General features: G+C 73.1%; 27 protein-coding genes. 9 read left to right on the top strand and 18 right to left on the bottom strand.

Going from position 1 to position 26,926, the window contains the following annotated elements; genetic code table 11:
* The first annotated feature begins 271 nt into the window (after positions 1 to 271).
* Positions 272 to 1,000 (top strand): serine protease, encoded by a 729-nt coding sequence (locus tag AB0C76_RS12485; RefSeq protein ID WP_359963810.1) that lies wholly within the window; start codon positions 272 to 274, stop codon positions 998 to 1,000.
* Between the two features lie 261 nt (positions 1,001 to 1,261).
* Here AB0C76_RS12485 and AB0C76_RS12480 read toward each other — a convergent pair whose 3' ends face one another.
* The 3 genes from AB0C76_RS12480 to AB0C76_RS12470 all read right to left on the bottom strand — a co-directional run bounded on the left by AB0C76_RS12480 (position 1,262) and on the right by AB0C76_RS12470 (position 4,542).
* Positions 1,262 to 2,428 carry a helix-turn-helix transcriptional regulator gene (locus AB0C76_RS12480; protein WP_359963648.1) on the bottom strand — a complete coding sequence of 389 codons (1,167 nt, stop codon included), beginning with the start codon at positions 2,426 to 2,428 and terminating at the stop codon, positions 1,262 to 1,264.
* 199 nt (positions 2,429 to 2,627) lie between these two features.
* Complete coding sequence (locus AB0C76_RS12475) at positions 2,628 to 4,076, bottom strand: amino acid permease (RefSeq protein ID WP_359963646.1); 1,449 nt, start codon at positions 4,074 to 4,076, stop codon at positions 2,628 to 2,630.
* A gap of 244 nt (positions 4,077 to 4,320) precedes the next feature.
* On the bottom strand, positions 4,321 to 4,542 hold the full coding sequence (locus tag AB0C76_RS12470; protein WP_359963644.1) for a hypothetical protein: 222 nt from the start codon (positions 4,540 to 4,542) through the stop codon (positions 4,321 to 4,323).
* Positions 4,543 to 4,640: 98 nt separating this feature from the next.
* Between AB0C76_RS12470 and AB0C76_RS12465 the strand changes: the two genes are divergently transcribed.
* Both AB0C76_RS12465 and AB0C76_RS12460 read left to right on the top strand, forming a co-directional pair.
* A complete protein-coding gene (locus tag AB0C76_RS12465) occupies positions 4,641 to 5,609 on the top strand; it encodes a Ku protein (RefSeq protein WP_359963808.1) in 969 nt (322 codons plus the stop codon).
* Between the two features lie 65 nt (positions 5,610 to 5,674).
* Entirely contained in the window at positions 5,675 to 5,959 is a 285-nt protein-coding gene (locus AB0C76_RS12460) for a hypothetical protein (protein WP_359963642.1), read from the top strand.
* Positions 5,960 to 5,993: 34 nt separating this feature from the next.
* Here the strand turns inward: AB0C76_RS12460 and AB0C76_RS12455 are convergent, their stop codons facing one another.
* Together AB0C76_RS12455 and AB0C76_RS12450 are read right to left on the bottom strand one after the other, a co-directional pair.
* Positions 5,994 to 7,382: an NADP-dependent succinic semialdehyde dehydrogenase gene (locus AB0C76_RS12455; RefSeq protein ID WP_359963640.1), complete on the bottom strand. Its 1,389-nt coding sequence runs from the start codon at positions 7,380 to 7,382 to the stop codon at positions 5,994 to 5,996.
* Between the two features lie 124 nt (positions 7,383 to 7,506).
* Entirely contained in the window at positions 7,507 to 7,788 is a 282-nt protein-coding gene (locus tag AB0C76_RS12450; protein ID WP_359963639.1) for a DUF6158 family protein, read from the bottom strand.
* A 196-nt stretch (positions 7,789 to 7,984) separates the two neighbouring features.
* Here AB0C76_RS12450 and AB0C76_RS12445 point away from each other — a divergent pair, with 196 nt between their 5' ends.
* A complete protein-coding gene (locus AB0C76_RS12445) occupies positions 7,985 to 8,983 on the top strand; it encodes an adenosine deaminase (RefSeq protein ID WP_359963637.1) in 999 nt (332 codons plus the stop codon).
* Positions 8,984 to 9,040: 57 nt separating this feature from the next.
* Here AB0C76_RS12445 and AB0C76_RS12440 read toward each other — a convergent pair whose 3' ends face one another.
* The 4 genes from AB0C76_RS12440 to AB0C76_RS12425 form a co-directional block, all read right to left on the bottom strand.
* On the bottom strand, positions 9,041 to 9,658 hold the full coding sequence (locus AB0C76_RS12440) for a vitamin K epoxide reductase family protein (RefSeq protein ID WP_359963635.1): 618 nt from the start codon (positions 9,656 to 9,658) through the stop codon (positions 9,041 to 9,043).
* Positions 9,655 to 10,446, bottom strand: coding sequence for a thioredoxin domain-containing protein (locus AB0C76_RS12435; protein ID WP_359963633.1), 792 nt, complete (start codon positions 10,444 to 10,446; stop codon positions 9,655 to 9,657). Before AB0C76_RS12435 ends, AB0C76_RS12440 begins: the two co-directional genes overlap by 4 nt.
* A gap of 130 nt (positions 10,447 to 10,576) precedes the next feature.
* On the bottom strand, positions 10,577 to 11,239 hold the full coding sequence (locus tag AB0C76_RS12430; protein ID WP_359963631.1) for a hypothetical protein: 663 nt from the start codon (positions 11,237 to 11,239) through the stop codon (positions 10,577 to 10,579).
* 129 nt (positions 11,240 to 11,368) lie between these two features.
* On the bottom strand, positions 11,369 to 11,812 hold the full coding sequence (locus tag AB0C76_RS12425) for an SRPBCC family protein (protein WP_359963629.1): 444 nt from the start codon (positions 11,810 to 11,812) through the stop codon (positions 11,369 to 11,371).
* 148 nt (positions 11,813 to 11,960) lie between these two features.
* Here AB0C76_RS12425 and AB0C76_RS12420 point away from each other — a divergent pair, with 148 nt between their 5' ends.
* Positions 11,961 to 12,830 carry a DNA-formamidopyrimidine glycosylase family protein gene (locus AB0C76_RS12420; RefSeq protein ID WP_359963627.1) on the top strand — a complete coding sequence of 290 codons (870 nt, stop codon included), beginning with the start codon at positions 11,961 to 11,963 and terminating at the stop codon, positions 12,828 to 12,830.
* A 43-nt stretch (positions 12,831 to 12,873) separates the two neighbouring features.
* Here the strand turns inward: AB0C76_RS12420 and AB0C76_RS12415 are convergent, their stop codons facing one another.
* Positions 12,874 to 13,734: an SAM-dependent methyltransferase gene (locus tag AB0C76_RS12415; RefSeq protein ID WP_359963625.1), complete on the bottom strand. Its 861-nt coding sequence runs from the start codon at positions 13,732 to 13,734 to the stop codon at positions 12,874 to 12,876.
* A gap of 276 nt (positions 13,735 to 14,010) precedes the next feature.
* On the opposite strand from AB0C76_RS12415, the gene AB0C76_RS12410 reads away from it, so the two are divergent.
* From AB0C76_RS12410 to AB0C76_RS12395, 4 genes are all read left to right on the top strand, one after another.
* On the top strand, positions 14,011 to 14,877 hold the full coding sequence (locus AB0C76_RS12410; protein WP_359963623.1) for a polysaccharide deacetylase family protein: 867 nt from the start codon (positions 14,011 to 14,013) through the stop codon (positions 14,875 to 14,877).
* Between the two features lie 163 nt (positions 14,878 to 15,040).
* A complete protein-coding gene (locus AB0C76_RS12405; RefSeq protein WP_359963621.1) occupies positions 15,041 to 15,367 on the top strand; it encodes a hypothetical protein in 327 nt (108 codons plus the stop codon).
* A gap of 131 nt (positions 15,368 to 15,498) precedes the next feature.
* Positions 15,499 to 16,371 (top strand): sulfurtransferase, encoded by an 873-nt coding sequence (locus AB0C76_RS12400; RefSeq protein WP_359963619.1) that lies wholly within the window; start codon positions 15,499 to 15,501, stop codon positions 16,369 to 16,371.
* Between the two features lie 141 nt (positions 16,372 to 16,512).
* Entirely contained in the window at positions 16,513 to 18,051 is a 1,539-nt protein-coding gene (locus AB0C76_RS12395) for a M1 family metallopeptidase (protein WP_359963617.1), read from the top strand.
* Between the two features lie 13 nt (positions 18,052 to 18,064).
* Here the strand turns inward: AB0C76_RS12395 and AB0C76_RS12390 are convergent, their stop codons facing one another.
* From AB0C76_RS12390 to AB0C76_RS12355, 8 genes are all read right to left on the bottom strand, one after another.
* Positions 18,065 to 18,259 (bottom strand): hypothetical protein, encoded by a 195-nt coding sequence (locus tag AB0C76_RS12390; RefSeq protein ID WP_359963806.1) that lies wholly within the window; start codon positions 18,257 to 18,259, stop codon positions 18,065 to 18,067.
* A 149-nt stretch (positions 18,260 to 18,408) separates the two neighbouring features.
* Positions 18,409 to 18,882 carry an N-acetyltransferase family protein gene (locus AB0C76_RS12385; protein ID WP_359963804.1) on the bottom strand — a complete coding sequence of 158 codons (474 nt, stop codon included), beginning with the start codon at positions 18,880 to 18,882 and terminating at the stop codon, positions 18,409 to 18,411.
* An 11-nt stretch (positions 18,883 to 18,893) separates the two neighbouring features.
* Complete coding sequence (locus tag AB0C76_RS12380; RefSeq protein ID WP_359963615.1) at positions 18,894 to 19,868, bottom strand: NAD-dependent epimerase/dehydratase family protein; 975 nt, start codon at positions 19,866 to 19,868, stop codon at positions 18,894 to 18,896.
* A 321-nt stretch (positions 19,869 to 20,189) separates the two neighbouring features.
* Positions 20,190 to 21,545 carry a condensation domain-containing protein gene (locus AB0C76_RS12375; protein ID WP_359963613.1) on the bottom strand — a complete coding sequence of 452 codons (1,356 nt, stop codon included), beginning with the start codon at positions 21,543 to 21,545 and terminating at the stop codon, positions 20,190 to 20,192.
* 126 nt (positions 21,546 to 21,671) lie between these two features.
* On the bottom strand, positions 21,672 to 22,619 hold the full coding sequence (locus AB0C76_RS12370; RefSeq protein WP_359963611.1) for a PfkB family carbohydrate kinase: 948 nt from the start codon (positions 22,617 to 22,619) through the stop codon (positions 21,672 to 21,674).
* A gap of 67 nt (positions 22,620 to 22,686) precedes the next feature.
* Positions 22,687 to 23,421 carry a CPBP family intramembrane glutamic endopeptidase gene (locus AB0C76_RS12365; protein WP_359963609.1) on the bottom strand — a complete coding sequence of 245 codons (735 nt, stop codon included), beginning with the start codon at positions 23,419 to 23,421 and terminating at the stop codon, positions 22,687 to 22,689.
* Positions 23,422 to 23,428: 7 nt separating this feature from the next.
* Positions 23,429 to 25,981: an MMPL family transporter gene (locus AB0C76_RS12360; RefSeq protein WP_359963607.1), complete on the bottom strand. Its 2,553-nt coding sequence runs from the start codon at positions 25,979 to 25,981 to the stop codon at positions 23,429 to 23,431.
* On the bottom strand, positions 25,978 to 26,913 hold the full coding sequence (locus AB0C76_RS12355; protein WP_359963605.1) for a methyltransferase domain-containing protein: 936 nt from the start codon (positions 26,911 to 26,913) through the stop codon (positions 25,978 to 25,980). The genes AB0C76_RS12360 and AB0C76_RS12355 overlap by 4 nt, the downstream gene beginning before the upstream one ends.
* Between the last annotated feature and the right edge of the window lie 13 nt (positions 26,914 to 26,926).

Here is a 26,926-nt window from a genome sequence, read left to right as displayed (position 1 = left end):
TACGGGGTGTCGTAGATGCGGAAACCCCTGTGGGCGGCCTCACATGTTTGGCGGCCGGAGTTCGGCGGAGAGTAGTCGAATGGTCACCGGGATGTGGCGGAATCCTACCTTGCCGTGTTCCTGCCAATCTCGGTCGGCAGGGCCCGACCCCTCCTGCCGCGCCACCGCGGCGCGCCACGCTCGATCCTCCCGACCTGTTCAGGAGGTATCGATGAAACGTCAATTCGGGAGGCTCGTCAGCCTGTTGGCCGGATTCGTGTGCGCTGCCGGCATGACGGCCCTGCCCGCGGCGGCCACCCCGGCGCCGTCCCGGACGGTCGTCGGCGGCACACCGGCCGCGCAGGGCGAGTTCCCGTTCATGGTGCGGCTCTCGATGGGCTGCGGTGGCGCGCTCTACGGCCCGCAGATCGTCCTCACCGCCGCGCACTGCGTGAACGGCACCGGCGCCGACACGAGCATCACGGCCACGCTCGGCGTCGTCGACCTCAACAGCCCCGACGCCGTCACCGCGCAGTCCGCATACGTCTACCAGTCGCCCGCCTTCAGCGGTGCGGAGAACGGCGACGACTGGGCGCTCGTCAAGCTGAGCGCGCCGGTCGGCGGCGCACAGGTGGCCACGCTGCCGATCACCGACTCCACCGCGTACGACGACGGCACCTTCACCATCGTGGGCTGGGGCGCGGCCGCGGAGGGTGGCGACCAGCAGCAGTACCTGCTGAAGGCCACCGTGCCGCACGTGGACGACGTGGCGTGCACCACCGCCTACCCGAACCTCGTCACCTCGGCCTCGCTGTGCGCGGGCTACGTCGACCGGGGTGGCGTCGACACCTGCCAGGGCGACTCCGGCGGCCCGATGTTCCGGGCCGACTCCGCCGGGCGGCCCGTCCAGGTCGGCATCGTCAGCTGGGGCAACGGCTGCGCCCGCCCGGGCTACCCCGGCGTCTACACCAAGGTGAGCACCTACGCCGCCGACATCGCGGCGGCCGCGGCCGCCCTCTGACCGGGGATGCGGAGAGGCGCCCGGGAGCCGGTCCTCGGCCCCCGGGCGCCGGCGCGTGCGGAAGGAGAAGAGGGGAGCAAGGGGGAGGTGAGAGGGGTGCGGCCTGGCGTGGCGCGGCCGGCTGAGGTGGACGGTTCGCGCCGGGCCGCGCGGGGGTGGGCGGGCCCGCCGCGAGGTCGCCGCTCGGGGCTTCCGGTTGGCGGCCGCGGCGCGGCCCGTCGGAGTGGGTGGTCCGCGAGCGGGCCGCGCGGGCGCCCTGGATCAGGGCACCGGGACGGGAGACAGCAGGCTGCGGGCCCGTCGGGCCTCGTGGGCGGTGCGGCCCGTCGGGGTGGGCGGCAGGTGGGTGAGGAGGGCGGTCGCGGCCTCCGGCTCGCCCGCGTGGGCGTGGGCGGTGGCCAGGCGGGCCGTGACGAGGGCGTGGTCGTGGGGGTGGGTGGACGGCGGCAGCTGGGTGAGTGCGGTGCTCAGGTGGGCCGCGGCGCTGCGGGCGTGGGACGGGCGGCCGAGGCTCGCGGCGAGGTCGCGGTGGCACGTGCCGTGGGCGACGGTCAGGACGAGGTGGGCGCGGGCCAGCCAGGGGCTCGGATCGTCGGCGCGCAGGGCCGCCCCGGTCAGCCGCTCGGCGTCGGCGAGGGCGCGCAGGGCGTCGGGGGCGGCACCGGCGCGGCCGTGCGCGTGGGCCTCGACGAGGGCGGCCCAGGCCTGGACGCCGGGGCGGGCGGGCAGGAGGATCGCGGCGGACCGGGCGGCGCCGGCGAGGGCCAGGGCCGTCGTGTGGTCGCCGTTCCACCAGTGCACCGAGCTCTGCCGGGCGAGCAGGTCGGCGACGGCGGCCCGGTCGCCGGCGGCGCGGGCCCAGGCGAGCCCGCGCCCGTACCAGGCGAGGGCGCGGGCGGCGCGGGCGCCGTCGAAGTGGGCCCAGCCGGCGAGCTCGGCGTAGCGGGCGGCGAGGGAGAGGACGCGGGCGTCCGGTCGCCAGCCGGCCAGGGTGCGGGTGTGGTGTTCGAGGACTGCGGTGAGGTCCTCGCCGCCGATGTGGCCGAGAGCGGCGCGGTAGACGGCCAGCAGGCCGCTCTGGACGTCGAGGGCGGCCGCGTCGGGCCGGACGGCGCCCGCGGCCCCGGGTGCGCCGGGCGGGCCGAGCACGCCGAGCTCGCCGAGGTGTTCGCGTTCCTGCCGCACGGGCTGCCAGAGCTCGGTGAGTTCGCCGCCGGTGCCGAGCAGTGCGTCGGCTCGGACGGCGAGTCCGGGCGGCGGCCAGCGGCGGGCGTTCTCGATCCGGCTGATGAGGGAGTCGTCGTAGCCGAGCCGGCGGCCGAGTTCGGCCTGGCTGAGGCCGTGGACCTCGCGCCAGTGCCGCAGCCGGTGGCCGAAGCGCAGCTGGGCGGAGACGGGGACGGGGGAGGGGACGAGGGGGAGCGGCACGGGGCCTCCCGGTGACGGTGGGGGTGCGCTCCGAGGGGGAAGCGCCATGCCGGGGTATCCCCATTGACGCTGACCCGTCAAACGGGCCGCGGCTCAAGCCACCGCTCAAGCCAGGGCGGACCCCCGGAACGCGGACCGGGCCCGGGAGCCTCCGCAACGGCTCCCGGGCCCGGCGTTCCTCACGCGCGGGGCGGACGGCTCAGGAATCCGCCGCCACCGCCGCCCGCCGCCGGCGGCCCACCACGGCCGAGGCCGCGAGCACGATCGCCGCGGCGACCAGCGACAGGTACATCTGCTTGCGCCCGTCGGAGTCGGTGAACATGTACGCCATCACGAACCCGATCATGCCGATCGCGGTCCAGGTCAGGTACGGGTACAGCCACATCCGGACGGTCAGCCGCTCGGGCATCTCGCGCTCGATGATCTTGCGCATCCGCAGCTGGGTGCCGCAGATCACCAGCCACACGAAGAGCGCGATCGCGCCGGAGGAGTTCAGCAGGAACGCGAACACCGTGTCGGGGGAGGTGTAGTTGAAGAAGACGGCGATGAAGCCGAACACCACCGAGGCCAGGATCGCGACCCGCGGCACGCCGCGCTTGGTGACGGTCGCGAACGCCTTGGGCGCGTCGCCGCGCTGGCCGAGCGAGAAGGCCATCCGGGAGGCCGTGTACATCCCGGAGTTGAGGCAGGACAGGACGGCCGTCAGCACGATCACGTCCATCACCTGGCCGGCGTGCGGGATGCCCACGTGGTTCAGCACCGCGACGTACGGGCTGGACTTGACCTCGGCGGAGTCCCACGGCAGCAGGGTGACGACGAGCAGGATCGAGCCCAGGTAGAAGACGCCGATGCGCCAGATCACGCTGTTGGTGGCCTTGGTGACGGCCTTCTCCGGGTCCTCGGACTCGCCGGCGGCGAGCGTGACGATCTCGCTGCCCATGAACGCGAACACGACGGTGAGCATGCCGGTGAACACCGCGCCGACGCCGTGCGGCAGGAAGCCGCCGTGGCCGGTGAGGTTGCTGGCGCCGACGGAGTGGGTGCCGGGCAGCAGGCCGAACACGGCGAGGATGCCGATCACCAGGAACGCGGCGATCGCGACGACCTTGATCCCGGCGAACCAGAACTCGAACTCGCCGTAGGACGACACCGAGGCGAGGTTGGTGGCGGTGAGCACCGCCATCACGATCAGCGCGAACGCCCACTGCGGCACGCCGGGCATCCACTGGTTGAGGATCTTCGCGCCGGCGGTCGCCTCGACCGCGAGCACCACGACCCAGAAGAACCAGTACAGCCAGCCGATGGTGAACCCGGCCCAGCGGCCGAGCGCGCGGTCCGCGTACGCCGAGAACGAGCCGCTCTGCGGGTCGGCCGCGGCCATCTCGCCGAGCATCCGCATCACCAGCACGACCAGCAGGCCGGCCAGCGCGTAGGAGAGCAGGATGCCGGGGCCGGTGGCCGCGATGCCCGCGCCGGAGCCGACGAACAGGCCGGCGCCGATCACGCCGCCGATGGCGATCATCGACAGGTGTCGGTTCTTGAGCCCGGCCTTCAGGTGGCCGTCGCCGCCGTGCCCGCCGTGCCCGTGCGGTCCCGCCTGGTGGGGGACCTTCGCCGTCGTCGCCGGCTTGGTGGTGTCCGCACTCATCAAGGGTGCCCTTTTGCCTTTCCCGCGCGGTGTGACCCTCGGCTCGTCTCGCCGGAGGGTTTGTGGGGACAGACCCGCGCATTGCGGTGCAACCTAACTTCTACGCCCGAGTATCGGAACAAGGCCTCGATAACTGTTCGGTAAGCGGACGAGAAACCGCAGGTCAGGGCAGGTGTAAAGGTGACGTGGAAGGCTCAAATCTGACGCAGCGTCAGATGTCGGGAGGGTGTTCCGGGAGGGAGGTCTATGCCTCTCGCAGCTCCAGGACGACGATCCGGCGGGCGTCCGCCGGCCGCCCGGTGAGGCGGGCCGCGAGGATCCGGGGGATGTCGCCCTCCTGTGCGTGGCCGGGGAGCAGGGTCACCTCCGCGCAGCGCACCCCGGGCTCCCCGCGGACGGCGTACGCCACCCGGTACGTCGTCCGCTCCGGCGGCGGCGTGCAGTGCTCCCGCCCGTCGACAGTCATCGGCACCCGCCTCCTCCGGGCCATTGTCGACCCGGTGTGGCCGAACGGGGCAAATCCGGGCAGAGTGGGATTCTCCGGAAGGGGTGGCCCTCATGCCCATGCAGACCACCTGGAAGGGGACGATCAGCTTCGGGCTGGTCAGCATCCCCGTTCACCTGTACTCGGCCACGCAGGAGCACGACGTCCCGCTGCACCAGGTGCACGCCAAGGACGGCGGGCGGGTACGGATGAAGCGGTACTGCGAGCGGGAGGAGAAGGAGGTCCCGTACGCGGAGATCGCCAAGGGCTACGAGTCGCCCGACGGCAGGACCGTCACGCTCACCGACGAGGACCTGGCCGACCTCCCGCTGCCCAGCAAGAAGATCATCGACGTGCTGGCCTTCGTCGACGCCGCCGAGATCGACCCGCTGATGTTCTCCAAGGCCTACTACGTCGGCGTCGCCGACAAGGGCGCCGCCAAGCCGTACGCCCTGCTGCGCGACGCGCTCGTCGAGTCCGGCCAGATCGCCGTCACCAAGATCGCGCTGCGCACCCGGGAGTCGCCCGCGGTGCTGCGCGTGCACGACGGCACCCTCGTGCTGCAGACCTGCATCTGGCCCGACGAGGTGCGCCCGGCGGCCGGGATCGCGCCGGAGGAGGACGTCAAGGTGCGGCCGCAGGAGCTGAAGATGGCGCGGTCGCTGATGGAGACGCTCTCCGAGGACTTCGACCTCTCCCAGCTCCACGACGACTACCAGCTGGCCCTGCAGCAGGTCGTCCAGGCCCGGCTGCAGGGCGTCGAGATCCCGCACGAGGAGGAGCCCGGCGAGGCGCCCGACAACGTGATCGACCTGATGGAGGCGCTGCGCACCAGCCTCAAGCAGGCCAAGGTCGCGCACGGCGGCGACGGGTCCGCGGGGGAGGGGCCCGCGCCGCCGCGCAAGCGGGCCGCCCCGGCGAAGAAGGCGGCGTCCGCGCAGCCGAAGGCCGACGCGAAGGAGACCGCCACCCCCAAGACCACCACCCGCAAGACCGCGGCCCGCAAGACCACCACCCGCAAGACCGCGGCTCCCCGCAAGGCCTCGTAGACCGTGCGGGGACAGCCGCGGACCAGGCAGTCCCCTTTCCCGACCGACGACGGGAGGCGATCCCGATGGACCTGCTGACCTACAAGGAAATCGACACCGGACCCGACGCCCCGGCACACCCGAGCCGGGCCCACCGGGCCTGGCACTGGCTGCTGAGCCTCACCCCGACCGCCGTGACGCTGATGGTCGCGCTGTCGCTCGGCCTGTGCATGGTCGCGGTGCAGGTGTCCCAGTGGTTCGTGCTCACGCTGATGTCCGTCTTCTGGGCCCTGACGTTCATCGCACTCGTGGGCATGGTCGCCCGCTGGATGACGACGCCGGGCCGGGGCAGGCACCGGATGGCCGCCTGACCCCGGCCCACGCAGGCGCGGGATCCCGGCGTGTTCAGCCGATCCACACCGTGGTGACGTTGCAGAACTCCCGGATCCCGTGCCCGGACAGCTCCCGCCCGAACCCGGAGCGCTTGACGCCGCCGAACGGCAGCGCCGGGTGGGAGGCGGTCATGCCGTTGAAGAACACCCCGCCCGCCTGGATGTCGCGCACGAAGCGCTCCTGCTCCGCCGCGTCCGTCGTCCAGACGTTGGAACTCAGGCCGAAGGGCGTGTCGTTGGCGAGCGCGACGGCCTCGTCGAGGTCGGCGACGCGGTAGACGGTGGCGACCGGCCCGAAGGTCTCCTCCAGGTGGATCCGCATGGCCGGGGTGATGCCGGTGAGCACCGTCGGCTCGTAGAAGTACCCGGTGTCCCAGCCCTCGGGGCGCCCGCCGCCGCACTCCACCCGGGCGCCGTGGGAGCGCGCGTCCTCGACGAGTTCCTCCAGGTCGTCCCGGCCCTGGCGGCTGGCGAGCGGGCCGACGTCGGTCGCCTCGTCCATCGGGTCGCCGACCCGCAGGGCGCGCATCGCCTCGGTGAAGCCGGCGGTGAAGGCGTCGTAGACGTCGGTGTGGACGATGAAGCGCTTGGCCGCGATGCAGGACTGGCCGTTGTTCTGCGCCCGGGCCCGGACGGCGGTGCGGACGGCCGCGTCGAGGTCGGCCGACGGCATCACCACGTACGGGTCGCTGCCGCCGAGCTCCAGGACGGCCTTCTTGACCTCGTCGGCCGCGGTGGCGGCGACGGCCCGCCCGGCCGGCTCGCTGCCGGTGAGGGTCACGGCGGCCACCCGGCGGTCCCGGATCACGCCCTCCACCGCGCCGGAACCGATCAGCAGGGTCTGGAAGCAGCCCTCGGGGAAGCCGGCCCGGCGGAACAGCTCCTCCAGCGCGACGGCCGTGCGGGGCACGTTGGACGCGTGCTTGAGCAGCCCGACGTTGCCCGCCATCAGCGCGGGCGCGGCGAACCGGATCACCTGCCAGAACGGGAAGTTCCACGGCATGACGGCCAGCACGGCGCCGATCGGGCGGTAGCGGACGTAGGCGCGGGCGGCGCCCGAGTCGGCGACGTCGGCCGGGGACGGGTGCTCGTCGGCGAGCAGCGCCTCGGCGTTGTCGGCGTACCAGCGCATCGCCTTCGCGCACTTGGCGGCCTCGGCCCTGGCCGCGGTGAGCGGTTTGCCCATCTCCTCGGTCATCGTGCGGGCGATCGCCTCCTGGTCCTGGTCGAGCAGGTCGGCGGCCCGGCGCAGCAGGGCTGCGCGGGAGGCGAAGGTGGTGGTCCGGTAGCTGTGGAAGGCGGCCTCGGCGAGTGCCAGGCACCGTTCGAGGCCGGCCGCGTCGAGGGGCTCGAACGTCTGCAGGATCTCGCCGGTCGCGGGGTTGACGCTTGCGATGGGCATGCGGGGGGCTCCCAGGGGGTCGGGGTAGGGCCTGTGCCCAAACCTGCCCGACCGGCCGTCCCCGGACACGCCACCGCCGCCCGGCGTGTCCCGCCGGGCGGTGCGTGGGGACGGCCGGCGCGGGCTACTCGGGCAGCGACTCGACCCGGGCGGCGGCCTCGCGCGCACGGGCCCCGGCCCGGGTACGGCCGGCCGTCACCAGGCGGTTCGGGAAGCGGTGCAGGTACTCGGCCTCCAGCTGGCCGGTGCGCAGGGTGTGGCGCTTGAGCGCTTCCTCGGAGCCGTACAGGAACGTCTCGTGGCGTGTGCGGTGCAGCTGTTCCAGCTCGTGCAGCAGGGTGTCGTTGCCCAGCGCGTGCGGGGAGACGCCCTCGGGCCTGAGCTGCGGGGCGGTGGAGTGCCGCATGTCCGTACCTCCTCGGCGAATGCCCCCCTTGTACCCGGTGCCCGGCTACCCGCTCCAGTACACGCGTTCGGGTGGCGGGCGGCATCTCGGGGTAGGCACCGTGCGGCGGGTCCGGGCAGGCTGTGATCACCGAACCTCGAAGCGAGACGTAGGATGAATCCTTCGTTTCCATAGATACCGCGCGGACGGATCGCTCATGCCCCTCCCCAAGGCCGAACTCCACCTGCACATCGAAGGCACGCTTGAGCCCGAGCTCGCGTTCACCCTCGCGGAGCGCAACGGTGTCCTGCTGCCGTACGCCGACACCGAGGAACTCCGCCAGGCGTACTCGTTCAGCGATCTGCAGTCCTTCCTGGACCTGTACTACGCGCTGATGGCCGTGCTGCGCACCGAGGAGGACTTCACGGACCTCGCCGACGCCTACCTCGCCCGCGCCGCGGAGCAGGGGGTCCGGCACGCGGAGATCTTCTTCGACCCGCAGGCGCATACCGCCCGCGGCGTGCCGATCGGCGTCGTCGTGGACGGGCTCACCCGGGCGCTCGGGCGCAGCGCGGAGCGGTACGGCATCAGCACGCAGCTGATCATGTGCTTCCTGCGGGACGAGTCCGCCGACTCGGCGCTGGAGACCTTCGAGGCCGCGCGCCCGTACTTCGACCGGATCGCGGGGATCGGCCTCGACTCGGCCGAGGTCGGCAACCCGCCGGCCAAGTTCCGCGAGGTGTACCGGCGCGCGGCCGAGGCCGGGCTGCGCCGCGTCGCCCACGCCGGGGAGGAGGGGCCGGCCGCGTACGTCACGGAGGCGCTGGACGTGCTGGGCGTCGAGCGGATCGACCACGGGCTGCGCTGCCTGGAGGACGGCGAACTGGTGGCCCGCCTGGTCCGCGACCAGGTGCCGCTGACCCTGTGCCCGCTGTCCAACGTCCGCCTGCGCTGCGTCGACACCCTCGCCGACCACCCGCTGAGGGAGATGCTGGACGCCGGGCTGCTGGTCACCGTCAACTCCGACGACCCGGCCTACTTCGGGGGCTACGTCGACGACAACTTCCGGGCCGTCCAGCAGGCCCTGGCGCTGGAACCGGAGACCCTGCGGCTGCTCGCCGCCAACTCCTTCCGCGCCTCCTTCATCGACGACGACCGGAAGGCGGAACTCCTGGCCGAGGTGGCCGCGTTCGCCTTCCCGCCGGTCGAGTTCTGACGGCGGGCCGCGCCTCCGCCCCGGGGCCGAGGGGCGCAGGCGCGGAGGCGCGGCAGGTCAGAGCAGGGTGCTCCAGTAGTACCAGAAGCGGTTGAGCACCAGCAGCGCGATCACCGCGTACCAGAGCGCCGGCACCACCCAGTGGTACCGCGCCGCCTCGCGCACCACCGGCCGCAGCCCGCGCCCGACCGGGATGACGCCCGAGCGCAGGTTGTGCAGCGTCGTGTACCAGAACATCGGAATCATCGCGGCCCACACCACCATGCAGTAGGGGCAGAGCGCGCCGATCCGGTAGAGCGCCTGGTACATCAGCCAGGTCACGAAGCCGATCCCGAACAGCGTCCCGGTCTGGAGGCCGAGCCAGAACCAGCGCCGGTACGCCGCCCCCGAGAGCAGGCCCGCGCCGATCGCCGCCACGACGGCGAAACCGGCCAGGCCGAGCAGCGAGTTGGGGAAGCCGAAGGCCTCGGCCTGCTCGCTGCGCATGATCGAGCCGCAGCTGATGATCGGGTTGAGGTTGCAGCTGGGGACGTACGACGGGTCCTTCAGCAGCCGGAGCTTGTCCAGCGTGAGGACCGCCGAGGCGAACAGGCCGACCGCGCCGCCGATCAGCAGCAGCCAGGCGAACGGCCGGCCCGCGTCGTACGTCCGCGCGGCGGGGGCAGGGGAGGTCACCCGGTCACCTGCTTGATCATCGCGGTGAACTGCTCGGGCCTGACGGCCTTCCCGCCGGTGAGGACCTCCAGCTTCTTGCCGTCCAGCTTGACGGTCGGGGTGCCGGTGACGTCGCTCTTGTTGAACTCCTCGTTCACCTTGGCCGCCCACGGCGCGTAGGTGCCGTCCTGGACGGCCTTGACGAAGGCGTCGGTCTTCAGGCCCGGTACCTGGCCGGCCAGGTCGAGGATCTTGTTGGTGTCGCCGAAGCCGTCGGTGCGCTCGTCGGGCTGGTTCTTGTAGAGCATGTCGTGGAAGGCCTTGAACTTGTCCACGCCCTCGTTCAGCGCGGCGCCGGCGGCGGCCAGCGCGGTGCGCGAGCCCTTGCCGCCGAGGTTGTTGTCCAGGAACGTCGCCAGGTGGTACTCGATCTTGTACGTGCCGGCGTCGGCGAGCTGCTGGATCGCCGTTCCGGTGGTGGTCTCCAGCTGTTCGCAGAACGGGCAGCGGAAGTCCTCGTAGATCTCCAGGGTATGCGGGGCGTCGGCCTTGCCGTAGGTGATCACGGTGCCGTCGGTGCCGCCGGCGTTGGCCGGGACGACCAGCGGGCCGCTCGCGGAGCCGTCGGACGCGCCGGAGGAGCCGTTCACGGCGAAGGCCACGCCGCCCACGATCGCGAGCAGGGCGACGGAGGCGGCACCGACCACGACGCGGCGGCGGACCCGGTCCGCGCGCTCGGCCTGCTCCCGGGCGGCGCGCATGCGCTCGGTGGCGGAGGTCTTGGTGCTGGTCTTGCGGGAGTTGCTCATGGGGTGTCGTCCTGTGCTCTCGGGTGCTCGCGGGCCTGCGGAGGAGTGCGCGCGGGCGTGCGGAAGGGCGGGTGCGCGCGGGTATCCGGCGCGCGGCGAGAGGACCGGTCGCGACCGTGGGTGCGGTCGCTCAGCCGGCCGGGGCGAACACCGGCGGACCGCGCCGCACGGCGGGGCCGAGCACGACGTCCTCGGCCGGGACGCGGACCCGGCTGGCCCGCGGGAAGGGCACCAGGAGCACCGGACGGGCCGGGACGGGCGCCGAGAGCAGCGACAGCAGACGGGCGGCGGCCGGCAGGTGGCGGTGCAGGAACTCGGCCGTCATCCGTGCCGAGCGGGCCAGGCCGGCCAGCGCGGCGTCCGCGCGGCGCAGCCAGAACGCGCCGGCCAGCGCGATCGCCGTGTGCAGCAGCAGGAGCAGCGCCAGCCCGGTGTGCGGGGAGACTCCGTGCCCGAGCAGGAGGCCGCCCAGGGAACCACCGCCGCACAGCAGCGGCTCGAAGCCCCGGGCGGCGCCGGGCGGCACGGACGGACAGCTCGCCTGGGCGTAGCCGAAGAGCGCGCTCACGCCCAGCTCCAGCGGCAGGAACACCGCGGCGACCGCCGGGTAGCCGCGCTCGCGGCCGGCGAGCGCGAAGGCCACCCCGAAGACGGCGGCGCAGGCGACGGCCAGCGTGCCGGCGGGCAGCGGGCGGCCGGTGACGAGCACCTGGCCGAGCCCGGCGAGCAGCACGACCAGCGCGGCGAAGACCGCCGCGCGGAGTGTCCTGGTGACCGGGCCGGAGTAGTGCATCGCACCCGAGTCTGCCACAGGTCGAAACCCGGACGCTTCGGCCGCCGGCCCCCTGTGGGGAGCCTCACCACCGGCTCTGAGCTGGGCTTATGTCGTCCTTACGCGATCACCGGGGAGGCGCCGCGGCGATCACCGGGCGGCGGCGACCCGCGCCTCGACCAGGTCCCGGAAGTGTTCGAGGTCGCCCCGCACGGCCCGCTCGATCGCCCCGGCCTGGGCGAAGCCGCGCGGCCCGCCGAAGGCCTCGTGGACGGCGTCCGGGTCGTACTCCACCCGGATCTGCAGGCGGGTGTGCCCCGCGTCGATGGGCAGCAGGGCGAACGCGCCGCGCAGCCGGACCCCGTCGAGCGTCCGCCAGGCCATCACCCGGCCCCGGCCGCGGTCGGTGATCTCGGTCTCGACGTCCCGCTCGGCGCCCCCGAACGCCACCCCGAGGTGGGCGAGGTTCCGCCCGTGCGGGTAGGCGCTGCGGACCCCGTCGACGAACCGCGGGTAGTCGTGCACCCGGTGCAGCTGCTCCCAGGCGGCGAGGACGGGGGCGGCTATGTCGATCTGCTCCTCCAGCATGCTCATGACTGGACCGGACCTCCTGGGGTTGGTCGCTCCGCCGGTTGATCGTGGAGTGCTTCCAGCCTGCGCTCCGGAGCGGCCGTGGGCAAAGGGCGCACGGGGGCGCACCCGCCGGGGCGCGGGGTGCGGGCCCGTGCGGGAGACTGGGCGCATGCCGGAGCTGCCCGAGGTCGAGGCGCTGTGCGCCTTCCTGCGCGAACGGCTGACCGGGCGGGTCGTCGCCCGGGTGCAGCCGGTGGCGATCAGCGCGCTGAAGACGTACGACCCACCGGTCACCGCCCTGGAGGGCCTGACGGTCGGGTCGGTCGCGCGGCACGGGAAGTTCCTGGACATCGAGGCCGGCGGGCTGCACCTCGTCATCCACCTCGCCCGCGCCGGGTGGCTGCGCTGGAAGGTCGGCCTGCCCGCCGAACCGCCGCACCCGAGCCCGAAGAACCCCCTCGCCCTGCGGGTGCGCCTGGCGGGCGAGGCCGCGGACGGCTTCGACCTCACCGAGGCCGGGACGAAGAAGGGACTCGCCGTCCACGTCGTCCGCGACCCGGCCGAGGTGCCCGGGGTGGCCCGGCTCGGCCCGGACCCACTGGACCCGGGCTTCGCCCTGGAGTCCTTCGCCGCGCTGCTGAGCGGCGAGCGGCGGCAGCTCAAGGGCGTCCTGCGGGACCAGACCGTGCTGGCGGGCGTGGGCAACGCCTATTCGGACGAGGTGCTGCACGCGGCCCGGATGTCGCCGTTCAAGCTGGCGTCGAGTCTGACCGAGGAGGAGACGGCGCGGCTGTACGCGGCGCTCGGTGACACGCTGCGCGACGCGGTGGAGCGCTCGCGCGGGCTCGCGGCGGGGGAACTGAAGGCGGAGAAGAAGCTGGGGATGCGGGTGCACGGCCGCACCGGGCAGCCGTGCCCGGTGTGCGGGGACACCGTGCGCGAGGTGTCCTTCGCGGACTCCTCGCTGCAGTACTGCCCGACCTGCCAGACCGGCGGGAAGCCGCTGGCGGACCGGCGGCTGTCCCGGCTGCTGAAGTGAGCGGTGCGGCAGCCGGGACGCGCGCAGGTGCGGGGGCGGTCGCTCAGCGCTTGATCGCGACGCCGCCCCAGTAGTACGCGGCCCACGGGTTGGCCGGCGGCGGGCCGTCCGGGCGCCAGGCGAGGACGGGGGTGACGCCCGGCTCGACGAGGTCCCAGCCGTCGAAGAAGCGCACGACGTCGTCGCGGGTGCGCGGCACGAGGGTCATCCCGCCGGCCCGGGCGGCCTCGGTGACCTGGCCGACGGCCACCGGGTCGAAGTCCTGGGTGGGGGTGGTGAGCGCGAGGCAGCTGCCGGAGGGCAGGGCGTCGCGCAGCTCGGCGACCCGGCCCCACGGGTCGTCCTCGTCGGCGATCAGCATCAGCACGGCGATCATCAGCAGGCCGACCGGCTGCTCCAGGTCGAGGGTCGCGGTGAGCGCCGGGTCGGAGAGCAGTTCCTCGGGCTTGCGCAGGTCGGCGTGGATGTAGGTGGTGCGGCTGGCCGGGGTGGAGACCATCAGGGCGCGGGCGTGGGCGAGCACGATCGGGTCGTTGTCGACGTACACCACGCGGGTGCCGGGGCTGACCTCCTCGGCGATCTCGTGGGTGTTGGGCGAGGTGGGGATGCCGGTGCCGAGGTCGAGGAACTGGCGGATGCCGTGCTCGCGGGCGAGGTGGCGCACGGCCCGGCCCTGGAAGGCGCGGTTGGCCCTGGCCATCTCCTTGATGCTGGGCACGGCCTTCTCGATGGCCTCGGCCATGGCGCGGTCGGGCGGGAAGTTGGTCTTGCCGCCCAGCCAGTGGTCGTAGACGCGGGCCGAGTGGGGAGTGGTGGTGTCGACGCCGAAACGTTCCCACCGGCTCAGCTCGGCGGGCTCGTCCTCGCGCTGGTCCCGGTCCGGGAAGTCCTGACTCGTCGTCATGGCCACGTCCTCTGATGGCAGATCATCACACTGGAGGGGGCCAGCGTAGCGGGCCTGTGCGGAACCTGTGCGTCCGCTGGGGGAAGGCCGGCGCCCTTGGGCCGTCGGAGTGGTGATCAGGTCCGTCGGGGTGCCGACCGGGAGCCGGGGTTCCGAGCGGGGGAAGCATCCACAATGCTGTCAGATCGTCTGATTACCTCTCGGATTACTGCGAACCCCGCCCCCGGGTCCCGATCGGGCCGCCCGTCCCGCAGGCTGCTGCTCGTCGCGGCCGGAATGTCGCTGCTCGGGGCGGCGGGCTGCCAGAACCCCTTCGACGGTGCGGATCCGCCGCCGGCGCCGCCCGCGCCGGACGCCGCCGACGCGGGTGCGGTCGGGGCCGCGCCGGTCGGGTCCCCCTCGCAGTGGGCATCGCCCACCGCGTCGCCGTCCGCGACCCCGTCGAAGGCCGCCTCGCCCGCCGCGACGGGCTCACCGGGCGCACAGACCGCGCAGGCCGCGCAGGCCGCCCAGCCCGTCCAGCCCGTGCACAAGGTGCTCACGCAGGCGGAGAGCAAGCCGGTGTACGAGCTCGACCCGTCGCGGAAGGTCGTGGCGCTCACCATCGACGACGGCCCGGACCCGAGGTACACGCCGGCCGTCCTCGACCTGCTCCAGAAGTACGGGATCCGGGCCACGTTCTTCCTGATCGGGGAGAACGCCGTCGAACACCCGGCGCTGGTGCGGGAGATCGCGGACCGCGGCCACCACATCGCCAACCACACGTGGACCCACCCGGACCTGCGGCACCTGTCCGACGCGAAGGTCAAGGACGAGCTGGAGCGCACCTCGGACCTGCTCCTCAAGACCACCGGCCGGCAGCCGACCTGGTTCCGCGCGCCCGGCGGGGACTGGTCGGACTCCTCGCTGCGGATCGCCGCCGACCTGGGGCTGCGGAACATGGCCTGGTCGGTGGACCCGCGGGACTGGGCCCGGCCGGGGACGTCGGCGATCATCGACACCATCCTCAAGGACGTCCGGCCCGGCTCGATCGTGCTCAACCACGACGGTGGCGGGGACCGGTCGCAGACGGTGGCGGCGATCAAGGCCTACCTGCCGGTGCTGGTCGACTCGGGGTACTTCTTCACGGCCCCGCCGAACTGAGTGCGGATGTTGGCGGCGGCTGGTGCGGCAGGTAGCGGCTTGCCTTCTTAAACCACTCGAAAGGGTGGATTGGAAGAACCGTTTCTGCGCTTTTTGGGCCCATAGGGTGATCTCGCACCAATTCACCAGGTACCACCGGGTACCACCTGAAAGGTCCTCAGTCATGCGTCTCCGCAACGCCGTACTGGCCTCCGCCAGCGCTCTCGCTCTCGTTCTCACCGTTCCCTCCTCGGCGAGTGCAGCCACCGGCGACTTCCTCTACAAGGTCGGCCCCGGGGTGCCGGCCGGCGTGGCCGACCCGGAGAGCGGCAAGTGCATCAACCTCTTCGGGGCCACGGAGAAGGACCCGGCCTTCGCGCCCGACAACTTCACGACCTCGACGGCCACGGTCTTCCTCGACTTCAACTGCGACGGCGACGTCTTCTACGTGATGAACCCGGGCAAGAAGCTCGGCGACCGCCTCAAGCTCCGCTCGGTCGTCTTCTCCTGACCGGCGGCGACGGGTGGGGTGGCCGGGGTCGGGCGGTCGGCGTAGCGTCGAACTGTCCGGCCCGGTCGCCGGTGCCTCGTCGTGCCCCGTGGTCGGGCGCCGCGGCCTGGGCAGAGCGAAGGAGGCCTGGGATGACCGGCAACGGCTACGCACACCCCGAGGCGCTGGTCCGCACCGACTGGCTGGCCCACCACCTGGACGACGGCACCATCAGGGTCGTCGAGGTGGACGAGGACTCCAGCGCGTACGAGCGGGACCACATCCCCGGCGCGGTCGGCTGGAACTGGGCCACCGACCTGCACAGCAGTGTCGGCCGCGACTACGTCGACCGGGCGGGCGTCCAGTACCTGCTGCGCGCGGCCGGGGTGGAGGACGACACGACCGTCGTGCTGTACGGCGGCAGCAACAACTGGTTCGCCGCGTACGCGTACTGGCTGCTGCGGCTGCGCGGGTTCGGGCCGGTGCGGCTGCTCGACGGCGGGCGCAAGAAGTGGGAGCTGGAGGGGCGCGAGCTCACCCACGAGGTCATGGACTACCAGCACACCTCGTACCGGCTGACCGGGCCCGAGCGGCCGGAGCTGCGCGCGCTGCGGGACGAAGTGCTGGGCAAGGCCGAGATGTTCGCGAAGCCGGGCACGGACGCGGTGCTGGTGGACGTCCGATCCCCGGCCGAGTTCCGGGGCGAGCTGATCGCGCCGCCGCACCTGCCGCAGGAGCAGGCCCAGGTGCCCGGCCACATCCCCGGCGCGCTGAACATCCCCTGGTCGCAGGCGGCCAACGAGGACGGGTCGTTCCGTTCGGCGGAGGAGCTGCGGGCGCTGTACGGGGGCCGGGGCGTCGGGCCGGAGCGCGAGGTCATCGCGTACTGCCGGATCGGCGAGCGCTCGGCGCACACGTGGTTCGCCCTGACCGAGCTGCTCGGGTACCCGCACGTCAAGAACTACGACGGCTCCTGGACGGAGTACGGCTCGCTGGTGCGGGCGCCGGTGGCGCTCGGGGCGTGAGGTCTCCGAAGCCGGCGTTCGGCTGGTTGCATCATTTCGGCTTGTTTCTTTGCATGAACATCTCATAATCCGGGAGTGGAGCCGGGCCCGCCGGGACAAGGATCGATCCGACCCTTCGTCCCAGCGATCCTGGAGGACCCGTTGCGCAAGAGGCTGATCGTCTCCGCTGCGAGTGCCATGGCCCTGTTCCTCGCCGTCCCCGCGTCGGCCGCCGACTTCCAGCCGGGCGCCCCCGGCATCGGCGACGCCTACTACCCGACTTACGGCAACGGCGGCTATCACGTCTCACACTACGACATCCGGCTGAAGTACCAGCCCGCCACCGACGAGCTGGAGGGCACCACCACCATCCTCGCCACCACCTCCCAGGACCTCTCGCGGTTCAACCTGGACTTCGCGCTCAACGTCCAGGAGGTCAGGGTCAACGGGCGGGCGGCCACCTTCACCACCAGCGGCGAGCAGGAGCTGGAGATCACGCCCGCCCGGCCGCTGGCCAAGGACAGCCAGGTCACCGTGGTCGTGCGCTACAAGGGCGTGCCGTCCACCGTGAAGCGCTACGGCTTCACCGCGTGGCAGCGCACCCCGGACGGCGCGGTCGCGGCCGGCGAGCCCGAGGCGGCGTGGTGGTGGTTCCCGAGCAACGACCACCCCAGCGACAAGGCCACCTTCGACGTCTCCGTCCAGGTGCCCGACGGCAACGAGGTGATCAGCAACGGCCTGCTCGTCGGCAAGAGTTCGAAGGCCGGGTGGACCCGCTTCAGCTGGCGCGAGAACAAGCCCCAGGCGACGTATCTCGCCACGCTGGCGGTCGGCAAGTTCGACGTCACCCAGGACACCACGGCGAGCGGCATCCCGGTCTACAACGCGTACAGCAGGGACCTCGGCGAGAACGGCGACGCCGCTCGCGCCAGCGTCGAGCGCACCGGCGAGCTCGTCGACTGGCTCAGCGGCTACTTCGGCGAGTACCCGTTCAGCTCGGCCGGCGGCTACGTGCCCAACGTCAAGGCCGGGTACGCGCTGGAGAACCAGACCCGGGTGTTCTACGGGCCCAAGCAGTTCGCGCGCGGTTCCAACACCTCGGTTGTCGTGCACGAGCTGGCGCACCAGTGGTACGGCGACAGCGTCTCCGTCGCGCACTGGAGCGACATCTGGCTCAACGAGGGCTTCGCGTCGTACGCGCAGTACCTGTGGTCCGAGCACGAGGGCGAGGGCACCGCGCAGGAACTCGCCGACTACGTCTACGCCTCGCACCCGGCCGGCGACAAGTTCTGGACCGTCGAGCCGGGCGATCCGGGCGCGGACAACCAGTTCGACTCCGCCGTCTACGACCGGGGCGCGGTGGCGATCCAGGCGCTGCGCAACACCGTCGGGGACGATGCCTTCTTCCGGATCCTGAAGGGCTGGCCCACCGAGCACCGCTACGGCAACGCGAGCGTCAAGGACTTCCAGGCGTACGCGGAGAAGGTCTCCGGGCAGTCGCTCGGGGACCTGTTCACCACCTGGCTGTTCACCCCGTCGAAGCCGGCCGTCGGCCCGGCGCCGAAGGCCGGCGCGGGCGGGGCGGCCTCGCTCGCGGCGCGCTCGGACGCGGCCGGTGCCGACGAGCCGCAGGCCGTCGTCGAGCCGAAGTCCTGGCAGAAGATCCAGGAGAGCCACTCCGTGCACGCCGACGGGCACTGACCCCGGCGTCGCGTCACACCCCCGCGCCGTCCGCCGCCGGCAGTTCACCGAGGCGGCGGACGGCGAAGGGGATGAGGTCACGGACCGGGAGCAGGCGGCACCGCGCGCTGCCGACCAGTGCCTCGCGGATGCCCGCCGGCTCCTCGAACTCCCGCCCCACGACCGGGAAGTGGGTGTCGTTGTCGTCTCCCACGTCGATCGTCTCGATCCAGACGCGCTAGCCCGCGACGGCCGTCGGGAAGCGGTGCAGCTTGCGGCGCGGGGCGGGCGTCAGCGACTCGGCGTCGTGCAGGGACGTGTTCCCGTTGGGCCGACGCCGAGCAGGAGCACGCGAGCGCCCGGGTGTGCTGCGTTCCGTCAGTTCACGGCGGGACTCCGGCGTTCGACGAGGACGACGTCGCGCCAGTGGCCGTCCAGGCGGCCGACGCGTTCGCGGGTGCCGACGGTGCGGAAGCCGGCGCGGTGGTGGAGAGCGAGGCTCGCGCCGTTCTCCGGGAAGATCCCGGCCTGGACGGTCCAGATGCCGGCGGCGTCGGTGGAAGCGAGCAGGGCCGACAGGAGGGTGCGTCCGACGCCGCGCCCGTGGGCGGCGGGAGCGACGTAGACGGAGTGCTCGACGACGCCCGCGTAGGCGCTGCGGGCGGACACGCGGGACACGGCCGCCCAGCCGAGGAGGGTGCCGTCGTCGTCGAGGGCGACCAGGCGGTGTTCGGGCAGGCGGGAGGCGTCGAAGGCGCGCCAGTCCGGGGCGGCGGTCTCGAAGGTCGCGTCGCCGGTGTCGATGCCCGCCTGGTAGACGGCGAGGACGGCCTCGGCGTGGTCGGCGGTCATGGCGGTGACGTTCACCGGGCGACCTCGTCGAGCGCGGCGAGGACGCGGGTCTCGTCCTCGGCGGTGAAGCCGTGGCCCAGGGGCGGTGCGCCGCGGTCGCGGTCCCAGGCGAGGACGTCGGCGGCGGTGACCGCGAGCGGGGTGGCGGGCAGGCCGGCCGCGCGGGCGCGGGAGGCGTCGCGCTGCTGGCCGGGCCAGAGCTCCTCCTCGCGGACCAGCGGGAAGAACGGCGACTGCGCTGTCTCCGGCGGCACCGGGACGATCTCGACCTCGGTGCCGGCGACCTCGGCGCAGGTGGCGATCACCCCGCCCAGCGTGACCGGTTCGGCCGGGCCGACGGCGTGGAACGCGCCGGGCCGCTCGTCCTGGACGAGCCGCAGCACGAAGCGGGCGAGGTCACGCGAGTCGACCAGCTGGACGGGCTGCTCCGGCCGCCCCGGGAGCGCGATCCGGCCGCCGCGCGCCGCCCGGCGCGCCCAGTAGGTGAGCCCGCGCTGGTCGTCGTGCGGCCCGGCCACTTTGCCGGGCCGCACGATCGTCGCCCGCTCGCCGTACCGGGCGACGACCTCGTCCTCGCAGGCGACCTTGAGCCGGCCGTAGGTCTCCTCGTCCAGGTCCTCGGCGTCCTGCAACGGCGCCCGGCGCGGGGTGGACTCGTCCGAGCCGGGGCCGACCCCGGCTCGCTCGTAGACCGCGTGGCTGGAGATGAACAGGTAGCGGCCGACGGCGTCGCCGAGCACGTCCATCGCCTCGGTGACCTGGCGGGGGAAGAAACCGCTCAGGTCCACCACTGCGTCCCAAGCGCCCCGCCGGAGGGCCGAGTAGTCGCCGGTGTCGCGGTCGCCGGTGAGGCGGGTCACGGCGGGGAACAGGCCGGGGTTCGTCCGGCCGCGGTTGAAGAGGGTGACGTCGGCCCCGGTGCGCAGGGCCTCGTCGGCGATGGTGCGGCCGATGAAGGAGGTACCGCCGAGGAGGAGAATTCGCATGCGGTCGAGCCTACTTCGGCGGTTCAAGCGGATTTCGGCGCGCGCCGGTCAGGCGCGCGTGGTCGGTGAAGCCGGCGGCGCCGCGGGTGTACGGGTGGGCCGGGTCGAAGGCGGTGGGCGGGCGGAGACGGCGAGGCGTTCGGGCAGGTCGGGGTTGGCGATGAAGGCGCGCCGTAGGGGACGAGTTCGGCGAGGCCGGGGTCGAGGACGGCCTCGCCGAGGGCGCGTTCGGTGGCGGCGCGGTTCTCGCCGGATTTGGCGATCGGCGGGCCGTGCCGGCGGGGCGGATGTCGGCGGGGGTGGGGTGGTCGTCGTTGTCGGTCAGGTTCGAGCGGTGGCCGGCGCCGCGGCCTCGTCGAGGACCAACTCCTCTATCCCGTAGAGGAATTCCTCCATGGCCGAGCGGGGGAGCACGGCCGGATCGGCGGTCATGACGAGGCTCAGCGCGTCGGCCGTCCGGACGGCGTCCAGGGCGTAGGTGAGGCCGGGGCGCGGCTCGAACTCGACGGGCCAGGTGAGTGTGGTGCGCTCGCCGCCCGCCGCTTCGGCGGGGACGGGCGGGGCCAGCTCGCGGGTGTCGTTGAAGACGCAGGACCGGTCGGCGAGCGGGACGCCCCCGGCGGCGAGGGCGGCGATCTCCTCGTCCAGGCGCAGCTTGTCGTAGTAGGCGTGGCGGTAGGTGCCGATCGCGGCGGCGTGCGTGCGGCGCACGATCCCGCCGAACTCGCCGGTGGCGTCCGGGAGGTGGAACAGGCCCTCGCCGGCGACGGTGCTCACTGCGTTCGCCAGTTCGGGCAGGAAGCGGTTGTTGACGACCACGTGCAGGACGGCCTCGGTGGAGCCGGAGAGCTTGGCGGTCATCGCGGCCGTGGCGGCCAGCAGGACGGAGGAGGTGCTCACCCGGTGTGCGGCGGCGACGAGTTCGACGGCGGCGGGCAGGGCGGGGGAGCGCAGCACGGCGTTGGGGAAGCGGGCCGCGGGAGCGTCGTTCGGCTGGGGGAAGAGGCGGGCCGGGCCGAGGCACAGCTTGCGCAGGAACTGCTTGCGGGCGCCCGCGTCCCGCCGCCTGCCGCGTTCGGAGGTCTGGAACTCGGCCTCTTCCAGCGGCTGTCGGGCGGGCTCGCGGAGCGCGGCCAGCTCGGCGGGCGCGGTGCCGAGACAGAGTGCGGTGAGGTCCGCGACGAGCCGGGTCATGCCGTTGCCGTCGACCGCGGTGTGGGCGAGCACCAGGCTGACGTGGCGGACCAGGCCGTCGTGCTCGACCACGCCGACGCGGATCGGCCACTCGCCGGAGCAGTCGAACGGGCGGGCCGCCAGCTCGTCGTGCAACCTGGTTCCTGCGGCCGCGAGTTGGTCCGGGGCGGGGCAGTGTTCGGTGTGCACGGCGAGTCGGCCGTCGGGGTCGACGAGCTGGCGCAGCCGTCCGTCCCCGTCCGGGACGAGCCGGGTGTGCAGCGCGTCGTGGAGGTGGAGCAGCCGGTCGAGGGCGGTGAGCAGGACGGGCAGTGGCAGGCCGGGGTCGAGTGGGGCGGCGGCGGTGATGTTGTAGCGCGGCGCGTCGCAGGGGGCGAGGTGCCGGACGGCGTCCCAGATGGCCTGTTGGCCCCAGGTGGCCGGCCCGGAACCGGACCGGCCGGACGAGAAGGCGATCTCCGACAGTTGACGAGTGGTCACCATGTGGCTCTCTCCGTGAGGGCGTGGCTCGGTACGTCCTGGCTGGTGCGGTGGGAGCGCGTGGGCCGTTCGGGGAGAGTGTGGCGCACCGGCCGCCGGGCCGTCGAGAGAGCGGGTGACGGGGCGTGCCTAGTGGACGTCCGCGGTGACCGCGTAGACGTCGGCGAGGCGGGCGTCGAAGGCGGGTCGGGTGAACAGGTAGTCCTGGCTGCCCGCCGACTCCAGGGCGTAGGCGGCGAGCACACAGCCGGTCCTGGCGGCCTGTTCGTCGTCGAGGCCGTCGGCCTTCGCGGCGAGGAAGCCGGCCCGGAACGCCCCGCCGCCGCCCGCGCCGTCGGGCAGCCGGGAGATCGGCGCGGCGGGGACGGCGATGGAGGGGCTGGTGGCGTAGTCGATCCAGACGCCTTCCGGGCCGAGGGTGGTGATCCAGGCCCCGACCCGGTTCAGCACGTCGGCCGCCGTCCAGCCGGCGTGCTCGAGGAGGGCGGCCCGCTCGCGGCGGTTGGTGACCAGGTAGGCGGCGCCGGCGAGGACGGCGTCGGCGCCGGACCGGCCGAGCTGCCCGGTGCGGCCGGCCACGTCGACCAGGTACGGAAGGCCGCGGCGGCGGCACTCGGCGGCCCGGGCGGCGAGCACCTCGGGCTCGGCGGGGCCGAGGAAGACCAGGCCGACGTCCTCGGGCCAGCCCTCGGGGCCGGGCGCGTCGTCCTCGGCGAGGGCGCCGGGGTGGTAGGAGACGATGCGGTTGTCGTCGGCGTCGGTGGTGCGGGTGTAGCGGGCGGTGGCCAGGCCGGTGGAGATCCGGACCCGCGAGGTGTCGACGCCGACCTCCTCCAGCCGGGCGCGGTACTCGCCGAAGTCCTTGCCGGCCGCGCCGAGCAGCAGCGGCGCGCGGCCGAGCCGGCCGAGGCCGAAGGCGACGTTGGCGGCCACGCCGCCGTAGCGGACCTCCAGGTCGTCGACGAGGAACGACAGGGACAGGTGCTGGAGCTGGGCCGGCAGCAGCTGGCTGGTGAAACGGCCGGGGAAGGTCATCAGGTTGTCGATGACGATCGGGCCGGTGACGGCGATTCTCATGGGGTGCCTCACCTGGGGTGAATTGGGTGCGAGCGGGACTGTGCCGGGGGAGGCGGGGGAAGGGCGGTCAGAGGGCCCAGAGGACCCAGGCCAGGAGGAGCAGGTTGGCGGTGCCCTGGGCGACGGCGCTCGCGAGCGCCGAGCCCGTCCAGGCGCGGCAGACGCCCAGGGCGACGCCCATCGCGAAGACGGACGGCAGGACGCCGCAGATCACCCGGGCGTTGAGCGGGTTGAGCCCGTAGTCGCCGAGGTGGACGAGGGCCCAGGCGGCCGAGGTGACGGCGATCGCGACGAGCGGGCCGCGGGTGCGGGCGACGGCCTCGTACAGCACGCCGCGGTAGCAGACCTCCTCGACCAGCGGCACCAGGAGGCCCATGCAGAGCACCATGGCGGTTCCGGCGACGACCGGCTGCCCGGGGGCCATCTGCCGGAAGAGTCCGGGGACGAGGGAGGTCCAGTTGTCGGCGCCCCGGCCGAACGCGGCCCGGGTGGCGAACACGGTGTCGGCGTAGGCGAGCACCACGAGGCCGGTCCCGGCGAGGGCCGGGAGGAAGCGGAAGCGGCGCAGGCCGGCCGCCGCCCACTCGGCCCGGTCCAGGACGGCGACGACGGCCGCGCTCAGGCCGACCGACAGCACCATCAGCGGCATCGACACCGCCCCGGCGATCCGGACGGTGGCGAGCACGGCGAACACCTTGGCGAAGGAGGAGGCCGGCGCCTCCCGGTGGTGCCGTCTCAGCCGGTGCAGGGGAGTGCGAACCCGCCCGGCGGTGGCCGGCGGGTTCGCACGGTCCGCGGTCACGGGCGGCTCACCCCGCCTTCACGGGGGAAGGGGCGGAGGAGCGGCGCAGGCTGGGCAGCCACCAGTTGTAGCGGCGGAACAGCAGCAGCGTCGCCGGGACGAACAGCATCCGGATCAGCGTGGCGTCCAGCAGGACGGCGAGGCCGAGGCCGACGCCGTACTCCTGGAGCATGATCGTCGAGGAGAGCGCCATGGTGCCGAGGCTGCCGGCCATGACCAGGCCGGCGGCGTTGATCACCCGGCCGGTGTCGACCACCGCCCCGACGGTCGCGCCCTCCTGGTCGGCCCCGCCGCGCACCAGGTCGCGGACGCGGGTGACCAGGAAGATCTCGTAGTCCATGCCGAGGCCCATCATCAGCACGGTGAGGAAGATCGGCAGGTCGTCGATGATCGCCTTGTCGAGCCAGAAGTGGAAGACCAGCACGGTGATGCCGATCGCCCAGACGTTGCTCATCATGATCGTGAGGATCAGCCGGACCGGGATCAGCAGCGAGCGCAGTGCGAACACCAGCATCACGAAGACGCCGACCGAGACGAGACCGATCATCTGCCAGAAGCTGGAGTCGAGCGCGTCGCCGTACTGCCGGTCGACCTGGGTGGCGCCGCCGACCGCGAGCGGGCCGACGTCGCGGGCCGCGGCGGTGACGTCCTGGATCCGGTCGACGGTGTGCACCGCGGCCTCGGTGTAGGGCTTGTCGGCGAGTTCGACGACGATCCGCAGCGCGCCGTCGTCGGACAGGTAGTCGCGGCGGACGTCCGGGCCGAGCGCGTCGAGGTCGGCGGCGCTCACCGGGGTGCCGAAGGGCCTGGTCACGGCGGAGACCCGGGCGACACCCGGCACCGCGGCCAGCTTGTCGGTGAGGTCGCTGACGGCCTTGCGCCCGCCGTCGGTGAGGTGGTGCTGCCCGTCCACCACACCGGAGTTCGGCCGGCCGACGACGAGCGTGGGCAGCACGGACGCGTCGCCCCACTCGCGGGCCACGAGGTCGAAACCCGTCCTGGAGTCGGTGGCCGGGCTGAGCGCGACCGGGTCCGCCGTGGAGCGGTGCTGGGCGGTGACCACCGCGAACGGGACCGTGACGGCCGCGAAGAGCAGCACGATCGCCACCTTGCGACGGCGGGCGAGGTCGGCGGCCCGCTTCAGGTGGCGGCCGAGCGCGCTGCCGTGCTCCAGGTCGGCCAGCGGGTCGCGGCCGAGCCAGAAGAAGCGGTCGCCGAGCAGCACCAGCAGGGCCGGGGTGAGCGTGAGCGCGGCGAGCAGCACGATCGGGATGCCGATCAGGCCGCCGTAGCCGAGCGGCGGGATCCAGTCGACGGGCGAGAACAGCGTGGCGCCGAAGGCCAGCACCACCGCGACCGCCGCGAGCAGCATCGACTCGCCCGCGTGCGCGGTGGCGTGCACGGCGGCGTCCCTGGGCGAGCGGCCGGCCAGCCGCTCCTGGCGGTAGCGGGAGGACAACAGCATGCTGTAGTCGACGCCGGCGCCCAGCATCACGAAGTTCATGATGGTGATGGTGAACTGGGTGAGCGTCACGCCGTGGCCGAGCGCGAACAGCGCGGCCTGGCTGACGGTCATCGCGAGGCCGATCGCCGCCACCGTGAGCACGGCCGGCACGACGGCCCGGAAGAACAGCAGCAGGACGACGAAGATGATCGCGTAGGCGACCGTCTCCATCAGCGCGTTGTCGTCCTCGGCCTTCTTGTAGGTGTCCTTGATCAGCGCCAGCTCGCCGGTGACGTGGGCCTCGACGTCCGGGCCGGCCCCGGCGGCGCGCTGGGCGCCGGCGATCGCCGAGCGCAGCCAGTCCACGTCCGGGTCGTGCCCGGCGCGCTTGGCGAAGCTGACCGAGACCAGGGTGGCCCTGCCGTCCTTGGCGACCAGCCGGTCGACGGCCTCGGCGGGAACCGGCACCGGGAAGGTGCGCCAGTCCGTCGCCTTGGTGAACGCGGCTGAAATCGGCAGGAGTTGGGCGTCGTCGGTGACGGCCGCCGCCTGGCGGGCCGGATCGGCGAGGGCCGCCGGGACCTGACCGGCCGCGACGGCGGCGTCCACTGCCTGCCGGCGGGTGTCCGGGGTCGCCGGGGTCTGCGCGGCGGCGAGCTGCTGGTCGACCTGGGTGCGCAGGCGCTCGAGGTACTCGGTGGTCGAGTCCCGGTACAGCGTGTACGCCGAGGTGGACTGCTGCACCTCGCCGGTGCGCACGCGCGCGGCGATCTGCTCGTCCAAGTCCGCCAGCATGGATCGCAGTTGAGTGCTGCGGACGTCCGGCGCGCCGATCGCGACGATGGACTCGCGCTGCGATCGGGCCGGGAACGACTCCTCGACGAGCCGGTCCGCCCGGGCACTGCTGGTGCCCGGCACGACCTTGGACGCCCCCTGTTCGGTGAGGACGTCGTTCAGTTGCGAGGCGAACGGGAAGCACACCGCGATGACCAGCGCCCAGATCACGAGCACGGTCTTCGGGCGGGCGGTGAGCCCCTCGGCGAGGCGCAGCAGCCGGTGCTGCACCGCGCCGTGGGTGGTCTCCGCCGGCGGTGCGGGTGTGGCGGTGGTGGTCATGCGCTGCGGACTCCCTCGCGGTGCCGGCCGCCCGGCCCGGTTCCGGTGGTGGTGCCCGGGTTGGTCCCGGTGACGACGACGAAGGTGTGCCGCAGCTCGAGTGCGCCGTGGCGGGCGACGTGTTCGGCGAGACCCTTGCGGATCAGCTCCAGGGCGTGCTCCTCGCGGCTCTGGTCGACGGCGTCCTTGAAGCCGGCCGCCGCGCCGGAGCGCTGGACCCACTCCAGGGCCTCCTCCGGGGTGGTGGCGGGCAGCACCTGGTGTCCGTCGCGCTGGACGTCCACGGTGAGGCCGGCCTTGGTGAACCAGCGGGCCACGGTGGCCGCGTCCTTGGGCAGGTTGACCCGGATCATGCCGGTGAGCAGCGACGGGTCGGCGGTGAACACCTTCTCCAGCTGCTCGATCAGGGTCTTGAGGGCGTCGCCGCGGGTCTCGATGACGACGATCCGGCCACCGGGGCGCAGGACGCGCCTGATCTGTTCCAGGAGTCTGACCGGCTTGCTGTAGCAGATCGCCCAGCCGACGACGACGAGGTCGGCGCTGTCGTTCGGCCGGGTGCGCAGGAACTCCTCCATGTCCCCCTCCTCCAGGGAGACGTCGAGGTCCGGTGAGCGCATCGCCTCGGGCAGGACCTTGGCCTTGGCGACGGACAGCATGCCGGGGGACTTGTCGACCGCGCGGACGGAGCCACGGCCCTCCAGCTTGCGGACGATCTCGTGGGTCAGGTGGCCGGTGCCGCAGGCGAGTTCGAGGACGTCGTCGCCGGGGCTGACGGTGACCTCGCGCAGGGCGGCGAGCGAGTGGACGCCCATGACGGGGCTGAAGTAGGTGTCGTAGCTGGAGCTCGCGGCGTCGTAGTCGGGCGTGGTGTCGGCGTTGGTCCGGCTCAGGGTCAGTCGCAGGGCGCGGGCGGCGAGTCCGAGGCGGCTCATGGCTGGCTCCTTG

This window comes from Kitasatospora sp. NPDC048722 (assembly GCF_040650235.1).
GTDB lineage: Bacteria > Actinomycetota > Actinomycetes > Streptomycetales > Streptomycetaceae > Kitasatospora.
The sequence above is the reverse complement of the archived record's forward strand: the minus strand, read 5'-3'. Positions and strand labels throughout refer to the sequence as shown.